This window comes from Nocardioides sp. YIM 152588, assembly GCF_040191335.1.
Lineage (GTDB): Bacteria > Actinomycetota > Actinomycetes > Propionibacteriales > Nocardioidaceae > Nocardioides.
In genome coordinates this window covers 1-13,865 of record NZ_JBEGDJ010000039.1, presented here as the reverse complement: position 1 = coordinate 13,865, position 13,865 = coordinate 1, and the positions used below count along the sequence as shown (strand labels likewise).

Genomic DNA, 13,865 nt, shown 5'->3' with positions numbered 1-13,865 from the left:
ATGGGTGAGATCGTCGGCGCCGGACTGCTGGCGCACGTCCCCACGATCGTGCTGCCCGAGGAGATCCGCCGGGAGCTCAACAACGGCGAGGACACCACCCTCGTCTCCGGGCTCCACCAGCTCCGCCGGGAGGTGTTCGACACCCTCGACTACGACACCGTCGTGGTGCTCGACTCGCACTGGGCGACCACGGTGGAGTTCGTGGTGACCGCGCAGGACCGCCGCAGCGGGCTCTTCACCTCCGAGGAGCTGCCCCGCGGGATGGAGCGCCGCCACTACGACTTCCCCGGCGACCCGGAGCTGGCCCACCTGATCGCGAGCAAGGCGCCGCAGAACTCCACCTGGATCACGGCGATCGACGACCACTCGCTGCCGATCTTCTACGCGACCACGAACCTGTGGGAGTTCCTGGGACAGGGCCTGCCCGACAAGAAGTGGATCTCGATCGGCGTCTGCCAGACCGCCGACTCCGAGGACGCGCTCCGCCTCGGCCGGGCCCTCGGCCAGGCGATCGCCGAGTCCGACCGCAAGGTGCTGCTGCTCGCCTCGGGCGCCATGTCGCACACGTTCTGGCCGCTGCGCCAGCTCCGCGACCACGAGGCCGCCGGGCACGAGCACATCTACTCGCCCGAGGCCCTCGCCGCCGACCTGGAGCGGATCGACTGGTTCAAGGCCGGCGACCACAAGCGGGTCCTCGACACCATGCCGGAGTTCCTCCGGTTCAAGCCCGAGGCGCGCTTCCAGCACTACCTGATGATGATCGGCGCGCTCGGCGAGGAGCACTGCACCGCGACCGCGCGCCAGTACGGCGAGTACGAGAACTCGGTCGGCACCGGTCAGGTGCACCTCTGGTTCGACCGCCCCGAGGAGGGCTTCGCGCCCGCCAACGCCACCCCGACCGACCCCGACTTCGTGCGGCAGACCAGCGGCAACGCGGTCGTCGCCGACGTCCCCGCCGCCGGCTGAGCCGCGGCCCTACCGATACACCCCTGAGAGGAACCCGATGACGCTCCGCGAGACCCGCCGCATCCTGCTCGACGGCAACCCCGTCGACGTCGTACGCCGCGGCGAGACCCTCGTCGCCGGCGACGGCCGCGAGGTCGCGATCGCCGACGCGATCCACCTGCCCCCGGTGACGCCGTCCAAGATCGTCTGCGTCCACCTGAACTACATCAGCCGGGTGAAGGAGCTGGAGGTCAGCCTCCCGCCCGCGCCGACGTACTTCCACAAGCCGGTCTCCGCGCTCAACTCCCACGACGCCGCGGTGGTCCGCCCCGAGGGCTGCAAGTGGCTCAACTACGAGGGCGAGATCGCCATCGTGATCGGCAGGACCGCGCGCAACATCTCGCCCGAGGAGGCCGGGGACTACATCCGCGGCTACACGGTGGCCAACGACTACGGCCTGCACGACTTCCGCGACACCGACTCCGGCTCGATGCTGCGGGTCAAGGGCGCCGACACGCTCTGCCCGGTCGGCCCCGGCGTCATCGAGGGCTGGGACTTCCGCGGCAAGCGGATCCAGACCCGCGTCAACGGCGAGGTCAAGCAGGACGGCACCACCGACGAGATGGAGTGGGACATGCACTACCTCGTCGCCGACATCGCGCGGACGATCACCCTGCACCCCGGCGACCTGCTGCTCTCCGGCACGCCGGCGATCTCGCGGACCGTCTACCCCGGCGACGTCGTCGAGGTTGAGGTCGAGGGCCTCGGCACGCTGCGCAACCACATCGTCACCGGCCCGACCCCGATCCGCAGCGACGTGGGCGCCCAGCCGACCGAGTCCGAGGAGGTCCTCTCCACGGCCAAGGGTGGCGACTGGGAGTTCCGCGGCATCCGCAAGCCACAGCCGGCCGCGCACTGAGCGCGGTTCGACGGCACCGCAACCGACCAGCACGGAGTGAGCATGACCACCGACCACGTCGGTGCGACGGACTGGGCGGCGCTCGCCGCCGGCGTCAAGGTCCCGCAGGGGGTCTTCGTCGGCGGTGAGTACCGCGAGGCCGCCGGCACCCGCACCATCCTGACCCCGCGCGACGGCTCCGGGCTCGGCGACCTCGCCTGGGCGGACGCCGGCGACGCCGACCGGGCCGTCGCCGCCGCGCGCCGGGCGTTCGACAGCGGCCCGTGGCCGCGGATGCACCCGCGCGAGCGGGGCGAGGTGCTGCAGGCCTTCGCGGCGCTGGTCGAGGCCCACCGCGACGAGCTCGCTCTGCTGATCAGCCTGGAGATGGGCAAGCCGATCCGGTTCGCCCACGAGATCGAGCTGCGGGCGCTGGTCCGGACGCTGCGCTACTACGGCGAGCTGGCCGACAAGGAGCACGGCGAGGTCACCCCGACCACCGAGGGCGACCTGTCCCTGGTCACCCGCGAGCCGGCCGGCGTGGTCGCCGCGGTGGTGCCGTGGAACTTCCCGCTCACCATCGCCGGCTGGAAGTTCGCCCCGGCGCTGGCGGCCGGCTGCACCGTGGTGCTGAAGACCGCCGAGCAGTCGCCGCTCTCCATGCAGCGGGTGGCCGAGCTCGGCGTCCAGGCCGGCCTGCCGCCCGGCGCCCTCAACGTGCTCAGCGGCGACGGCGTCGTCGTCGGCCGGGCGCTGGGGCAGCACGACGACGTCGACATCCTCACCTTCACCGGCTCCACCGAGGTCGGTCGCCACTTCCTGCGCTACTCCGCGGACAGCAACCTCAAGCGCGTCTACCTCGAGCTGGGCGGCAAGTCGCCCAACATCATCCTCCCGGACGCGCCGGACCTGGACGCCGCGGCGGACACCGCCGCCTGGGCGATCTTCTTCAACACCGGCGAGATGTGCACCGCCGGCTCGCGCCTGGTCGTGCACCGCGACGTGGCCGAGCAGGTCGTCGCGCGCGTCGTGGAGACCGCGGCGCAGTGGGCGCCCGGCGACCCGCTCGACCCGGCGACGAGGATGGGCCCGATGGTCGACGAGCGCTCGCTCGGGCGCGTGCTCGGGCAGCTCGAGGCCGGCCTCGCCGCCGGCGGGCAGGTCCGCACCGGCGGGCGCCGCACGCTCGCCGGGAGCGGTGGCCCCTACCTCGAGCCGACCGTGGTCACCGGCATAGCCGCCGACCACCCGCTGGCCCGCGAGGAGCTCTTCGCGCCGGTGCTGTCGGTGCTCGAGGTGGCCGACGAGGAGGAGGCCGTGCGTGTCGCCGGCGACACGCCGTACGGGCTCGCGGCGGCGGTGTGGACCTCCGACCTGGCCACCGCGCACCGGGTCTCCCGGCGGCTGCGCGCCGGCACCGTCTGGGTGAACTGCTACGAGGAGGGCGACCTCAGCGTCCCGTTCGGCGGCGTGAAGCTCTCCGGCTTCGGCCGCGACAAGTCGCGCCACGCCCTCGACGAGTACACCGACCTCAAGACCACCTGGATCCACTATGGCTGAGGCCCCCGCCGACCGCCCGCTGATCGCGATCCCCGCCCGGTTCTCCAGCGGCGCCTCCGCGCTGCGGTACGCCGCCGAGGTCACCTCGCGGAACCTGGTCGAGGCCGTCTGGGCGGCCGGGGGCGAGCCGCTGGTGATCCACCCGCACGCCCCCGGCGGTGAGGTCGACGACGCCGAGGTCGCGCGCCGCCTCCGGTACGCCGACGGCGTGCTGCTCCCGGGCGGCGGCGACCTGGCCGGGCGCTGGTCCGGCCAGGACGAGCACGCGACGCTCTACGACGTCGACGTCGAGCAGGACGCCTTCGACCTGGCCGTCGCGCGGGTCTGCGTGGAGCGGGGGATCCCGCTGCTCGCCATCTGCCGGGGCCTCCAGGTCGTCAACGTCTCCCGCGGCGGCCGCGTCGTCCAGGACATGGACGAGGCCTACGGCGAGGAGCGCCACCACCGGCACCGCGTGCACGCCGTGGCGGTCGCCGAGGGCTCGCTGCTGGCGTCGGTGGTGGGGGACAAGATCGAGTCCTCCTGCTACCACCACCAGTGCCTCGACGTGCTCGGTGCGGGCATGGAGGTCGTGGCGCGCGCCGAGGACGGCGTGATCGAGGCGGTCGAGATCGCCGACGCCGCGGGTTGGTTCCTTGGCGTCCAGTGGCACCCCGAGGACACCTGGGCGGGCGAGCCGCAGCAGTTGGCCGTCGTACGGGCGCTGGTGGAGGCCGCCCGCGCTCGCTGACCTTCATGTGACGGTGACGACGCGCCTTCGGCGCGGCCGCGCCGGTGCGGGAGGCTCAGTCGCTCTCGGAGGACTCCACCAGCGAGCGCAGCGCGGCGGTCATGATCTCGAGCTGCTCGGCGTCGACGTTGCCGACGATCCGGGACTCGGTCTTGTTGAACTCGGGGTAGATGCTGTCCATCAGCGCTAGCCCGGCCTCGCTCAGCTGGAGGTTGACGAGGCGCCGGTCCTCGGTGCTCGGCACCCGGTCGATCAGCCCGCGCGCCATCAGGGTCTTGGCGACCCCGGTCAGCGTCCCCTTGCTGATGCCCACCGACTCCGCGACGTCCCGGGTCTCCATCGAGTCCCAGATCCACAGCGTCCAGAGCACCAGGAACCCGGTCCAGGTCAGGTCGTGCGGGCGCAGCACCGCGTTCGTCAGGCGTCCGCGCACCGCGTTGGCGGCCCGGTAGATGCTCAGCAGCGCGTGCGACGCGGCGAAGTCCAGCGGAAGGTGCTGGACCCGCTCGCGTGTCGCGCGCTCGGTCTCTTCGAGCGTGTGGCGGTCGGGCATGGGCGAAACTCTAGGTGCTAGACGGTCATCTCAGCGGGCATCAGGTTCGCCAGCGTGGTGCCGCCGTTCCACTCCACGCCCACCTGGCGGTAGTAGCCGCCGATGACCTCCTCGACCTCGAGCGAGGCCAACTCCTCGGTGGGGGCCTCGAAGAGGCGCAGGTCGGCGTCGCCCTTCCAGGACTGGCCGCCCTGGAACGCGCTCGCGCCGGAGGAGATCAGCTCGGCGTAGGCGTCACCGTTGCCGGCGATGTCGGGGAAGACGCGGTGGTGGGCCATCGGGTGGCCGTTCACGAAGCCGTTGGTCTCCGACTCCTCGCGCAGGGTCACCACGACCTCGGCCAGGCGCCGGTCGCCGGCCGCGAGGGTGGCACCGAAGACGCCGCCGGGGCCGATCTGCGGCGCGGCGTGGGAGAAGGGGTGCGGCCGGGTCTGCCACATCGAGCCCAGCTTCTTGGGGTAGCCCTGGTGCAGGCCGCGGGCGATCGCGAAGTCCTTGTCCACCCAGATGAAGACGCAGCGGGAGTAGGTCACGCCCTGGTAGGAGCAGCGGACGACGACGAACGCCTCCTTGTACTGCGAGCGGACCGGGTCCAGCAGCTGCTCGCGGGACCCGGAGCACGACTGCCAGTCCGCCCAGATCAGCGCGACGGCGCCGGGGTCCTCGGGGGCGAGCTCGAGCGGCTCCGGGAGCAGCGCCTCGACCCGCGCGGGGTCGGTCCGGTACTCGACGGTGAGCAGGTCGCCCGAGTAGTACCAGGGCGGCGAGGGGATCAGCGACGAGGTGCCGGACGCGGTCCGGGGGAAGAGGAATCCGTTCATCTGGCGCATGGCAACTCCTGGATCTGGCGCGCGGCGAGGTAATCGTTTGGATCCGTACGATACCTACGAACGGCCGAGGATGAAACCCTTGTGTTCCCGGCCACACCTCGTTAATGTTTGGGCCCAAACGATTTGGAAGGACAGGCCGTGACCCATTTCGACACCTCCGGTCTCCAGCCGGCCCAGGACCGCCTCGCCGAGGACGGCATCGACGTCGTCCGACTCGGGTACGCCGACCTCATCGGCGTCGACCGGGGCCGCGACGTACTGGTCAACCGCTTCGCCCGGACCGTCTCCAGCGGTGTGGCGTTCTGCCGCTCCGTCTTCGGCACCACCCCGCGCGGTGGCGTCGTCGACTTCGACGGCGGCCTCTCCGACGGCCTCCCGGACGTGCAGGCGTTCCCCGACGTCACGACGCTGCTTCCCGTGCCGTGGGAGCCGGGCGTGGCGCACTGCATCGCCGACGTCTTCAACCCCGACGGCACGCCGGCGCAGGAGAGCCCGCGCTACGTGCTGCGCCAGCTCGTGGAGCAGTTCGCCGAGCTGGGTCTGGTCCCGATCGTCGGCCCCGAGCTCGAGTTCTACATCCTGGAGGAGTCGGCGGAGTCCGCCTCCGGCTGGAAGCGGTACGGCGAAGGCACCGGCAACGTCTACACCGCCGGCCGCAAGGGCGACCCGGAGAACGTCCTGCTCGACGCGCTGCGGGAGCTCGGCCGCTACGGCATCGAGGTGATCTCGGCGAACCACGAGTTCTCCTCGGGCCAGTTCGAGATCAACCTCTGGCACGGCGACGCGCTCGACGCGGCCGACCGCGCCCACCGCTTCAAGGACGGCGTCAAGGAGCTGGCCCGCCGCCGCGGCCACCTGGCGACCTTCATGCCGAAGCCGTTCAACGACGAGGGCGGCTCCGGCTTCCACCTGCACTTCTCGATCGTGGACGCCGACGGCGCGAACGTCTTCGAGGACCCGACGGCCGAGGACGGGCTCTCCGAGCTCGCCCGCCACGCCATCGGCGGCCTGATCGCCCACGCGCCGGCCGTCGCCGCGCTCAACAACCCGACCGTCAACTCCTACAAGCGGTTCGGCCCGGACACCCTCGCGCCGTGGCTGATCGACTGGGGCCTCGACAACCGCAGCGCGATGGTCCGGATCCCCCCGGAGCGCGGCTCCGGCACCCGCCTCGAGATGCGCCTGGGCGACGCCAGCGCCAACGCCTACCTGGCCATCGCGAGCATGCTGGCCGCGGCGCTGCTCGGCATCCGCAACAAGATCGAGCCGCCCGAGGCGCTGGTCGGCTACGGCTACGACCCGGAGAAGTCGGAGAAGCTCCCGCAGGACCTGACCGAGGCGCTGGACGCCCTCGAGCAGGACAAGGAGCTCGGCGACCTGCTCGGCGAGCCGTTCACCAAGGCCTTCCTCGCCTACAAGCGCGACGAGGTCGAGCGCTTCCGCACGTGGATCACCGACTGGGAGTTCCACGAGTACACCTCGCACATCTGAGCCACCACCCCCGCTGACCTGAGGAGTTCCCCCATGCCCCGTCACGCGCCCGTCCCCCTCGCCGAGGTGGACCTCGCCGACCTCGACGGCTTCGCCGACGAGCGCGGCTACGCCCAGCTGGACACGCTCCGCGCCGAGGACCCGGTCCACTGGACCGAGGAGAAGGACGGCACCGGCTTCTGGGCCGTCACCCGGTACGACGACATCTGGGCCGTCGACAAGGACCCGGACTCGTACACGTCGGAGAAGTTCGTCAACCTCGAGGACATCGACGACGACCTGGCCGACTTCCGCCGCTCGATGCTGGAGACCGACGGGGAGCGCCACCAGGCGCTGCGCCGCCTGATCCACCGCGAGTTCACCCCGCGCAACCTGATGAAGAACTACGAGGGGTTCCTGCGCGAGCTGACCAAGGCCACGGTCGACCGCGCCCTCGCCGCCGCGGCGGAGAACGACGGCGTGATCGACTTCGTGAAGCTGATCAGCGCCGACTTCCCGATCCAGGTCCTCGCCCGCCTGCTCGACGTGCCCGCCGAGCACACCGGCCAGCTGATCGCGTGGGGCAACGAGATGGTCGCCAACACCGACCCCGACTACGCCAAGGTGCGGCTGGACTCGGAGGAGTCGGAGAAGTACCGCCACCTCCCGTTCCGCTCGCCCACGGTCCAGGAGGTCTGGGACTACGGCAACGACCTCAAGGACAAGCGGACCGGCGGCGACGGCACCGACCTGGTCTCGATCCTGGCCAACCGGATGCCCGAGGACGGCGTACCGCTGAGCCAGCAGGACTTCAACAACTACTTCTCGCTGCTCGTCATCGCCGGCAACGAGACCACCCGGCACGCGATCAGCCACTCGATGCTCGGCCTGATCGAGCAGCCCGAGCAGATGCAGATCCTCAAGGACAAGCCGGAGCTGCTGCCGACGGCCGTCGAGGAGCTGCTGCGCTGGGCCTCGCCGGTCTACCACTTCCGTCGTACGGCGACGCGCGACGTCGAGCTGGGCGGCAAGCAGATCAAGGCCGGCGACAAGGTCGTCATGTGGTTCGCCTCCGGCAACCGCGACGAGGCCAAGTTCGAGGACCCGTACTCGATCGACGTCACCCGCACCAACGTCGACCACATGACGTTCGGCAAGGGCAGCCCGCACCTGTGCCTGGGCAACGCCCTGGCGCGCCTGGAGATCCGGCTGATGTTCCAGGAGCTGCTGCCGCGGATCGAGAGGATCGAGCTCGCCGGCGACGTGGTGCGGATCCGCAGCAACTTCGTCAACGGCATCAAGCGCTTCCCGGTGCGGATCACTCCCGCCGCCGTCTGAGCAGCGTCACCGACCGCGATCCGCGGTGCCGGCCGTGGGGGGCCGGCACCGCGGATCGTCTTGTCGTGCGCGAGTCGGCGCAAGCTGACGGGCACCGGCCCGAGTCGGCAGAGAGTTTCTGGCGACTCGCGCAGCTGTCGCGTCAGTTTCTGACGACTCGCGCAACCCGGTACGGCGAAGGGCGCCCCGTCCGATGTGGACGGGGCGCCCTTCGTGGTCGCCGGGGGAGGTGGCTCAGGCGTCGAGCACCAGGCGGGAGCCGCAGGCGCGCGAGACGCAGACCATCATGCAGTCGTTGGCGGCCTGCTCGTCCTCGTCGAGGACGGAGTCGCGGTGGTCGACCTCGCCCTCCAGGACGGTCTGCTCGCAGGTGCCGCAGACGCCCTCGAGGCAGGAGCCGAGCACGCTGACCCCGGCGGCGCGCATCGCGTCGAACGCGGTCACGCCGGGCTCCACCGTGACGGTGACGCCGGAGCGGTCGAGCACGAGGTCGAACGCGGCATCCTCGCCGGTCGCCTCCCGCTCCTTGGCGCTGAACCGCTCCAGGTGGAGGCTGCCGGCGGGCCAGGAGGAGCAGCGCTCCTCGACGGCGGCCAGCAGCGGCTCGGGGCCGCAGCAGTAGACCAGCGTCTCCGGGCGCGGCTCGCCGAGCAGCGCGTCGAGGTCGAGCAGGCCGTCGCGGTCCTGCGGGACCAGGCGCACCCGGTCGCCGTGCTTGGCGAGCAGGTCGCGGAAGGCCATCGAGTCGCTGGTGCGGCCGCCGTAGTGCAGCTCCCACTCGGCGTCGGCGGCCTCGGCCGCCTCGATCATCGGCAGGATCGGGGTGATCCCGATGCCGCCGGCGACGAACAGGTAGCGGGGGCTCGCGGCGAGCTCGAAGTTGTTGCGCGGGCCGCGCACGTCCAGCCGGGTGCCCTCGGTGAGCGCGTGGACGGCGGTGGAGCCGCCGCGGCTGTCGGGCGTGCGGAGCACCGCGACCTGGTAGTGCCCGCGCTCGGCGGGGCTGCTGCACAGCGAGTACTGGCGCACCAGGTCGTCCCCGAGGACGAGGTCGAGGTGCGCCCCGGCCGTCCAGGCGGGCAGCTCGGCGCCGTCGGCGTGGGCCAGCGTCAGCAGGACCACGTCGTCGGCGATCGTCTCGAGCGCGGTCACGACCGTGCTGGTCGCGAGCTCGCTCTGCGTGGGGGAGTCGACAGTCTGCGTCATGGGGTCACAACCGTTCCTGGTAGATCGTTCGCACCCAAACGATACCTGTGATCCCGCGCACGGTAAAGCGCCTCGTGCCAGGTTCCTGCCGGGAGGTTCCCGTTCGCGCTACTTGCGGCCGAGGCCCTGCATCCGGACCAGCACGGACCGGGGGACCGCCCGGGTGACCGCGACCAGCGCCTTGTAGCGCTTGGACGGGATCGACATCGAGCGCCCCCGGTCGAAGTCCTCCAGGGCCTCGCGGACCAGTCGGTCGGGCTCGAGCCAGAGCACCTTCGGCGCGCTCTTGTCGCGGTCGACGCCGAGGCGCTCGTGGAACTCGGTCTTCACGAACCCGGGGCAGAGCGTCATCACGTTCACGCCGCGCGGGCCGTACTCCAGGTTGGCCCACGAGCCGAAGCTGTTCACCCACGCCTTCGCGGCGCTGTAGGTGCCGCGGGGGAGGAACGAGGCCACGCTGGAGACGTTGATGATCCCGCCGCGGCCGCGCTCGACCATCCCGCCCAGGGCGGCGTGGCTGAGCTGGAGGACGGCGCGGACCAGCACGTCCTGCTGGGCCTGCTCGACCTCGACCGGGTTGTCGAGGAAGTTCTTCTTCAGCCCGAAGCCCGCGTTGTTGACCAGCAGGTCGACCGGGCGCTCCCGGTCGGCGAGCCGGGCGGCCACAGTGGCCAGCTTCTCGGGGTCGGCGAGGTCGGCGGGGAGCACCTCCACCTGCACGCCGTACGCCGTGCGCAGGTCGGCGGCGACGGACTCCAGCCGGGCCACGTCGCGGGCCACGAGGACCAGGTCGTCGCCGCGCGCGGCGAGCTGCACGGCGAACTCGTGGCCGATGCCGGCGGTGGCTCCGGTGATGAGGGAGGTCGACATGCCGGACAGTCAAGCAGTGATAGCCCACCGAACGGGACCCGGTCGGGCATGATGGAAGTGATGAACGCCAAGCCGGACGCCGCCGCTCCCACGGTGCTCGCCGTCGCCAACCAGAAGGGCGGCGTGGCGAAGACGACCAGCGTCGCCTCGATCGGCGCCGCACTCGCGGAGCTCGGGCAGTCGGTGCTCCTGGTGGACCTGGACCCCCAGGCGTGCCTGACCTTCTCGCTGGGCATCGACCCCGAGGACCTCGAGCTCTCGGTGCACCAGGTGCTGACCAAGGGGTCGGACCCGGGCGAGGTGATCATCTCCACCGACGACGGCGTCGACCTGCTGCCGGCCACGATCGAGCTGGCCCGGGCCGAGGCCGACCTGCTCACCCGGACCGGCCGCGAGCACGTGCTGCGCGGCGTGCTGGAGGACCTGGCGGCCGCCGAGAAGCACTACGACTGGGTGCTGCTGGACTGCCCGCCGTCCCTCGGCGTGCTCACCGTCGCCGCGCTGACGGCCGCCGACGGCGTACTGGTGCCGTTGCAGTGCGAGACGCTCTCGCACCGCGGGGTCGGCCAGCTGCTCGACACGGTGCACGACGTGCGCCGCTTCACCAACCGCGGCCTCGCGGTCTGGGGCGTCCTGCCGACCCTGTACGACGGCCGCACCAACCACGCCCGCGCGGTGCTGGACACGATCGCCGAGACCTACGACCTCGAGGTCGTCGAGCCGCCGATCCCGAAGACGATCAAGTTCGCGGAGGCCCCGGCCGCGGGGCGCTCCATCCTCGCCACCAGCCGGACCAGCAAGGGCGCGAAGGCCTACCGCGAGGTGGCCGCGAGCCTGCTGACCCGGTCGGGCCGCTGAGCCGGTGAGGCACGCGCGCCGCCCCCGGGGCAGCCACCGGGCGGAGGTGCGCCCGCGCTACGGGCGGATCGTGGTGGCGTCGCTCGCGGCGGTGGTGACCGTGGTCGCGCTGCTGGGCGCGACCGGCCTCTACCCGACCGACGAGGCGGGGGTGGTCGCGCAGCCGATCGCCGCGTCCGAGGCCGCTCCGGCGGAGCCCGCCGCGGAGCGCACCGCCCCGGCCGCTCGCGCCGCGGAGCGCTCGGCGGAGGCACCGGCCACCGAGCCCGCCGAGGAGCCGGCCGAGGAGCCGGCCCCGTCCGCCTCGGCACCCGCGGCGCCCTCGCCGAAGCCCGCCCCGACTTCGACCCAGGAGCCGGACCCGGCGTACGAGCCGTTGCCCGAGGGCTCCGGCAGCGGCACGCGGGTGGTCTTCAGCGAGAGCCGGCAGCGCGTCTGGCTGGTGCGCGGCGACGACGACGACGAGGCCGTGCTCCGCACGTACCCGGTCTCCGGCAGCACCCTGGACAACCTGTTCCCCGGCACCTACCAGGTCTACTCCCGCTCCCGCCACGCCATCGGCATCGACGACTCCGGCACGATGGAGTACTTCGTCCGCTTCACCCAGGGCACCAGCGGCGCCGCCATCGGCTTCCACACCATCCCCGTCAAGGACGGACGCCCGCTGCAGTCCCGCGCCGAGCTGGGATCACCCCGCTCCCACGGCTGCATCCGGCAGGCCCGCGGCGACGCGGTCGCATTGTGGCGGTTCGCCCCCGAGGGCACCACGGTCGTCGTCACGGCCTGACGTCACCAGGTGGGTAGTCCCTGACGAAAAGCACCGCCTCCGGCGGTCTTCAGGTGCTTTTCGTCAGGGACTACCCGGCCTCGGTGGTCGGGCGGAAACCCGGTGGCCCTGCGATCCCAGCGCGTGCGAGCATCGCTGCTCGTGCTCGACCTGCTGCGCCGCCTGCGGATGGACCTCACGCCCTGGCGGACCTCCCGTGACTTCCGGCTGCTGCTGTCGGCGGGCACCGTCTTCTACCTCGGCGCGATGGTCAGCTACGTCGCCATCCCGTTCCAGGTCTACCGGCTGACCGGGTCGAACCTCGCCGTGGGTGCGATCGGCCTGGTCGAGCTGGTGCCGCTGGTCGTCTTCGGCCTGTACGGCGGCGCGCTGGCCGACCACACCGACCGGCGGCGGCTTCTGGTGATCACCGGCGTGGCCCAGGCGCTGGTGACCGCCGCGCTGGCCTGGAACGCGTTCCGCGCAGACCCGAGCGTGCCGCTGATCTTCGTGCTGGCCGGGCTGCTGGCCTCGACGTCGTCGCTGCAGCGACCCTCGCGGGAGGCGCTGCTGCCGCGCACCGTCGCCCACGACGCGCTGCCGGCGGCGAACGCGATGGCGAGCTTCGGCATGCAGCTGGGCGTGCTGGTCGGCCCCGCGGTGGGCGGCCTGCTCATCGCCTTCGTCGGCGTGGGCTGGTGCTTCGTGGTCGACGTGGCCGGGCTGCTGGTCGCGTCGCTGCTCTACGCGCGGATGGGTGCCTACCCGCACCGCGAGGAGACGACGGCGCCGAGCCTGGCGGGGATCGGGGAGGGGGTGCGCTACGCGCTCGGCCGCCGGGACCTGCTCGGCACCTACCTGATCGACATCGCCGCGATGCTGCTGGCGCTGCCGGTGGTGCTGTTCCCGGCGCTCGCCGAGGACGTGTTCTCCCGTCCGGAGCTCCTCGGGCTGCTCTACTCGGCGGAGACGGTCGGAGCGATCGGGGCGACGGTCCTGTCGGGCTGGGTGGGCCGGGTGCACCACCACGGCCGCGCGATCGTGGTCGCCGCGGCGGCGTACGGCGCCCTGGTCGCCGCGGCCGGGCTGATGCCGAGCCTGTGGCTGGTCGCGCTCTTCCTGGCGCTGTCGGGCGCGGCCGACATGATCTCGGGGATCTTCCGCTCGACGGTCTGGAACCAGACGATCCCGGAGGCGATGCGCGGCCGGCTCGCCGGGATCGAGATGCTGTCGTACTCCGTCGGTCCCCTCGGCGGCCAGGTGCGGGCCGGGCTCACCGCCGACCTGTGGTCGGTCCGCGCCGCCATCACCAGCGGCGGGCTGGCGTGCGTCGCGGGCGTCGGGCTGACGGCGGCACTGCTGCGCGACTTCTGGTCCTACGACGCGCGCACCGACGAGCACGCCGTCGCCGAGCGGGCGGCACGGGCCGCCGCCGGCGACTCCTGACGCGACAAAGGGGGTAGTCCCTGACGAAAAGCACCGCCCGTGGCGGGTTTCGGGTGCTTTTCGTCAGGGACTACCCCCCTTGCGGTGGGTGTCCCGAGGTCGGCTGGTGCCTCAGCCCTCGGTGGAGGCGGACGGCGCGGACTGGCCCGACTGGCCGCCACCGCCCCCGCTGCGACGGCGGCGACGACGCCGGTTGCCGCTGCGCTGGCCCTCGCCGGCCTGGTCGCCGGACTCGGCGGAGCCGCCGGAGGCCGGGGCGGCGCTCGCCTCGGTGGCGGGGGCCTTGTCGGCGCCGCGGTCTCGTCGCCGCCCAGGCGCTGGTCGCGGCGGCGCGCACCGTCGAGGGCTCCGGGACGGACCGGCCGCCCCACTCGCTGCACGCCTACTTCCTGAGA

General features: G+C 72.2%; 13 protein-coding genes. 9 read left to right on the top strand and 4 right to left on the bottom strand.

What is annotated here, in order from left to right; translation table 11 throughout:
* From ABLM29_RS16435 to ABLM29_RS16420, 4 genes are read left to right on the top strand one after another with little or no spacing between them, the layout of a single operon-like run.
* Entirely contained in the window at positions 1 to 966 is a 966-nt protein-coding gene (locus tag ABLM29_RS16435; protein WP_349715326.1) for a DODA-type extradiol aromatic ring-opening family dioxygenase, read from the top strand.
* Positions 967 to 1,003: 37 nt separating this feature from the next.
* The gene (locus ABLM29_RS16430; RefSeq protein WP_349715324.1) at positions 1,004 to 1,864 is read left to right on the top strand and encodes a fumarylacetoacetate hydrolase family protein; all 861 of its coding nucleotides are present in this window, start codon (positions 1,004 to 1,006) and stop codon (positions 1,862 to 1,864) included.
* Positions 1,865 to 1,906: 42 nt separating this feature from the next.
* Positions 1,907 to 3,403, top strand: a complete 1,497-nt coding sequence (locus ABLM29_RS16425) for an aldehyde dehydrogenase family protein (protein ID WP_349715323.1) — start codon at positions 1,907 to 1,909, stop codon at positions 3,401 to 3,403.
* Complete coding sequence (locus tag ABLM29_RS16420) at positions 3,396 to 4,133, top strand: gamma-glutamyl-gamma-aminobutyrate hydrolase family protein (protein WP_349715321.1); 738 nt, start codon at positions 3,396 to 3,398, stop codon at positions 4,131 to 4,133. The genes ABLM29_RS16425 and ABLM29_RS16420 overlap by 8 nt, the downstream gene beginning before the upstream one ends.
* Before the next feature lie 55 nt (positions 4,134 to 4,188).
* On the opposite strand, the gene ABLM29_RS16415 is transcribed toward ABLM29_RS16420, so the two are convergent.
* Entirely contained in the window at positions 4,189 to 4,686 is a 498-nt protein-coding gene (locus ABLM29_RS16415) for a MarR family winged helix-turn-helix transcriptional regulator (protein ID WP_349715320.1), read from the bottom strand.
* 17 nt (positions 4,687 to 4,703) lie between these two features.
* A complete protein-coding gene (locus ABLM29_RS16410; protein WP_349715319.1) occupies positions 4,704 to 5,516 on the bottom strand; it encodes an acetoacetate decarboxylase family protein in 813 nt (270 codons plus the stop codon).
* 138 nt (positions 5,517 to 5,654) lie between these two features.
* Between ABLM29_RS16410 and ABLM29_RS16405 the strand changes: the two genes are divergently transcribed.
* Positions 5,655 to 7,007: a glutamine synthetase family protein gene (locus tag ABLM29_RS16405; RefSeq protein ID WP_349715318.1), complete on the top strand. Its 1,353-nt coding sequence runs from the start codon at positions 5,655 to 5,657 to the stop codon at positions 7,005 to 7,007.
* A 33-nt stretch (positions 7,008 to 7,040) separates the two neighbouring features.
* Positions 7,041 to 8,324: a cytochrome P450 gene (locus ABLM29_RS16400; RefSeq protein ID WP_349715316.1), complete on the top strand. Its 1,284-nt coding sequence runs from the start codon at positions 7,041 to 7,043 to the stop codon at positions 8,322 to 8,324.
* A 234-nt stretch (positions 8,325 to 8,558) separates the two neighbouring features.
* Here the strand turns inward: ABLM29_RS16400 and ABLM29_RS16395 are convergent, their stop codons facing one another.
* On the bottom strand, positions 8,559 to 9,530 hold the full coding sequence (locus ABLM29_RS16395; RefSeq protein ID WP_349715315.1) for a PDR/VanB family oxidoreductase: 972 nt from the start codon (positions 9,528 to 9,530) through the stop codon (positions 8,559 to 8,561).
* Between the two features lie 108 nt (positions 9,531 to 9,638).
* Positions 9,639 to 10,400: an SDR family NAD(P)-dependent oxidoreductase gene (locus ABLM29_RS16390; protein WP_349715314.1), complete on the bottom strand. Its 762-nt coding sequence runs from the start codon at positions 10,398 to 10,400 to the stop codon at positions 9,639 to 9,641.
* Positions 10,401 to 10,460: 60 nt separating this feature from the next.
* Here ABLM29_RS16390 and ABLM29_RS16385 point away from each other — a divergent pair, with 60 nt between their 5' ends.
* From ABLM29_RS16385 to ABLM29_RS16375, 3 genes are all read left to right on the top strand, one after another.
* Positions 10,461 to 11,258: a ParA family protein gene (locus tag ABLM29_RS16385; protein WP_349715313.1), complete on the top strand. Its 798-nt coding sequence runs from the start codon at positions 10,461 to 10,463 to the stop codon at positions 11,256 to 11,258.
* A gap of 46 nt (positions 11,259 to 11,304) precedes the next feature.
* Positions 11,305 to 12,045, top strand: coding sequence for a L,D-transpeptidase (locus ABLM29_RS16380; protein WP_349715312.1), 741 nt, complete (start codon positions 11,305 to 11,307; stop codon positions 12,043 to 12,045).
* A gap of 123 nt (positions 12,046 to 12,168) precedes the next feature.
* Positions 12,169 to 13,470 carry an MFS transporter gene (locus ABLM29_RS16375; protein WP_349715311.1) on the top strand — a complete coding sequence of 434 codons (1,302 nt, stop codon included), beginning with the start codon at positions 12,169 to 12,171 and terminating at the stop codon, positions 13,468 to 13,470.
* Positions 13,471 to 13,865: the final 395 nt, after the last annotated feature.

Bases quoted from the DNA above. Each gene is read 5' to 3' on its own strand.
- ABLM29_RS16385 (WP_349715313.1), top strand. From the start codon at position 10,461: ATGAACGCCAAGCCGGACGCCGCCGCTCCCACGGTGCTCGCCGTCGCC.
- ABLM29_RS16430 (WP_349715324.1), top strand. From the start codon at position 1,004: ATGACGCTCCGCGAGACCCGCCGCATCCTGCTCGACGGCAACCCCGTC.
- ABLM29_RS16410 (WP_349715319.1), bottom strand. From the start codon at position 5,516: ATGCGCCAGATGAACGGATTCCTCTTCCCCCGGACCGCGTCCGGCACC.
- ABLM29_RS16400 (WP_349715316.1), top strand. From the start codon at position 7,041: ATGCCCCGTCACGCGCCCGTCCCCCTCGCCGAGGTGGACCTCGCCGAC.
- ABLM29_RS16390 (WP_349715314.1), bottom strand. From the start codon at position 10,400: ATGTCGACCTCCCTCATCACCGGAGCCACCGCCGGCATCGGCCACGAG.
- ABLM29_RS16435 (WP_349715326.1), top strand. From the start codon at position 1: ATGGGTGAGATCGTCGGCGCCGGACTGCTGGCGCACGTCCCCACGATC.
- ABLM29_RS16395 (WP_349715315.1), bottom strand. From the start codon at position 9,530: ATGACGCAGACTGTCGACTCCCCCACGCAGAGCGAGCTCGCGACCAGC.
- ABLM29_RS16415 (WP_349715320.1), bottom strand. From the start codon at position 4,686: ATGCCCGACCGCCACACGCTCGAAGAGACCGAGCGCGCGACACGCGAG.
- ABLM29_RS16420 (WP_349715321.1), top strand. From the start codon at position 3,396: ATGGCTGAGGCCCCCGCCGACCGCCCGCTGATCGCGATCCCCGCCCGG.
- ABLM29_RS16425 (WP_349715323.1), top strand. From the start codon at position 1,907: ATGACCACCGACCACGTCGGTGCGACGGACTGGGCGGCGCTCGCCGCC.